The sequence below is a fragment of the Streptomyces sp. HSW2009 genome, from assembly GCF_040240285.1.
In the GTDB taxonomy this organism is placed as follows: Bacteria; Actinomycetota; Actinomycetes; order Streptomycetales; family Streptomycetaceae; genus Streptomyces.
In genome coordinates this window covers 1-2116 of record NZ_JBEHZD010000872.1, presented here as the reverse complement: position 1 = coordinate 2116, position 2116 = coordinate 1, and the positions used below count along the sequence as shown (strand labels likewise).

At 75.2% G+C, this 2116-nt stretch carries 2 protein-coding genes; one reads left to right on the top strand and one right to left on the bottom strand.

The features are described 5' to 3' along the window. The first annotated feature begins 203 nt into the window (after nucleotides 1-203). Nucleotides 204-794 (top strand): NADPH-dependent FMN reductase, encoded by a 591-nt coding sequence (locus AAHZ94_RS33110; protein WP_349997403.1) that lies wholly within the window; start codon nucleotides 204-206, stop codon nucleotides 792-794. Nucleotides 795-989: 195 nt separating this feature from the next. On the opposite strand, the gene AAHZ94_RS33105 is transcribed toward AAHZ94_RS33110, so the two are convergent. Next, nucleotides 990-1916, bottom strand: coding sequence for an NAD(P)-dependent oxidoreductase (locus AAHZ94_RS33105; RefSeq protein WP_349997402.1), 927 nt, complete (start codon nucleotides 1914-1916; stop codon nucleotides 990-992). Nucleotides 1917-2116 lie beyond the last annotated feature (200 nt).

The window sequence follows — 2116 nt, the reverse complement described above, 5'->3', positions numbered from 1 at the left end:
CCCGGTGCGGCTACCGGAACGCACCTCGTCAGCCAGCTTCTTCGCCTCCTCGGGGGCGCGGACGAATCCCCGCCCGGGGGGGCGCCCCCCCCCCCCCGGCCCGGGCCCGGCCGGGGGGCCCGGGGGCCGGGGCCGCAGGGGCGGACGTCCGGCGCACCGGCCGGCCGCTCGCCATCCGTTCGCCCAGCTTCCGAGGAGTACCCATGTCCCGCACCCCGCTCCGGCTCGCCGTCATCGTCGGCAGCACCCGCGGTGGCCGCTTCGGCCCGCAGGTCGCCGACTGGATCACCGAGCGCGCCCGCGTGCACGGCGGTCTGGACGTCGACGTGATCGACCTCGCCGACGCCGAACTGCCCAACGAGATGCCCGCGTACGGCGCACAGCCGAACCCCGTGGCCACCGCAGCGCTGGCGAAGATCAGCCCGGGGCTGGCGGCGGCCGACGCGTTCGTCGTGGTGACCCCGGAGTACAACCACAGCTACCCGGCCAGCCTGAAGAACGCGATCGACTGGCACGGCGAGGAGTGGCACGCCAAGCCGGTCGGCTTCGTCTCGTACGGCGGGATCTCCGGCGGTCTGCGCGCCGTGGAGCACCTGCGCGGCGTCTTCGCCGAGCTGCACTCGGTCACCATCCGGGAGACCGTCAGCTTCGCGCTGGCCGGCAATCTGTTCCGGGACGGCGAACTCATCGACCCGACCCAGCCGAACATCGCCGCCAAGCGACTGCTCGACCAGCTCCTGTGGTGGGGGAACGCGCTGCGCGCGGCGAAGGAGGAGCAGCCTTACGCGGCGTGAGTTGGGGCGTGGTTGCTCGGTCGGGCCGGTCGGCGGGGGTGGCTGCGCGGTGGGGCTGGTCAGCGGGGTGGGTGGCGCTTGTTGGGGCTGGCGCCGGCGGCCCCGCCGACCCCCCGGCTCCCCCGTCTGCCGCCCACCCGACCGCGCCGGCCACCCACCGACCACCCACCGACCACCCACCGACCGCCCCGCCAACTACCCCACCGGCCGGCCCAGCACCTCCGCGATGCGCTCGATGCCGTCGGTCCCGTGACCCTCGTCGATGGCGCGCTGGTGCACCGCACGGGCCGCGCGCAGCACCCCGGCGTCGATGCCGCGGTCGTCGGACGCCTGGATGACGTGGTCGATGCCGGCCGATACGGACAGGATGTGCGAGTTGTCGCCCGGGTAGTGGTCGTCGTCCACGTTGGCCGCGAAGGTGTCCAGGATGTCCGGCAGGATGTCGAAGATCCCGCGGGCGAACGGCGCCAGTTCGCGCGCGGTGATGTTCTCCTTCTTGGCCAGCGCGAACCCGTGCAGCAGCCCGCTGACCGAGGTCCAGAAGAAGTCCAGCAGGGCCACGTCGTACGCCGCCGCCCGGCCGTGGTCCGTGCCCAGGTAGGTGGCCGTGCCGGCGAGGCTGGCCAGGGTCGCGCGGTGCGTCTCGTACAGCGCCTCGGGGCCGCTGAACAGGAACACCGCGGTCGGCGTGCCGATGGAGACGGCCGGCGTGAGGATGGTGCCGTCCAGGTAGTCGACGCCGTGCTCGGCGGCCCACTCGGCGGTGGCGCGGGCCCGGTCGGGCGAGTCTGCCGTGACGTTGACCAGGGTGCGGCCCTTGAGCGCGGCGCCGGCGCCGTCCAGGACCGCGTGCACGGCGTCGTAGTCGATCACGCAGATGACGACGAGTTCGCTGGCCGCAACGGCCTCGGCCGCGCTGGCGGCGGCGGTCGCGCCCTGGGCGACCAGTTCGTCGGCCTTGCCCGGGGTGCGGTTCCACACCGTCGTCGGGTGCCCGGCCGCCAGGAACGAGCCGGCCAGGGCCCGCCCCATCGGCCCGAGCCCGAGCACGGTCACGGGCGTGGCGGCGGGCGTCGTGGCGGGGCTTTCGGGCGTGGCGGGGCTTTCGGGGGTAGCGGTCATGGCGGGCTCCTTGCGGGTCACGGGGTGGATGGGGTGGCGGGAACGGGCGGGGCGGATGGGGCGGGGACAGGGGGTTGGGGCGAGCCGCGGGCCGGGCGCGGGGGGGGGCGGGGGGGGGGGGGGGGGGGAGGGGCCCGGGGCGGATGGTGCGTGGGCAGATGCGGCGTACGCGGATCGGTCCCTGGTCACCCGGGTCGGTG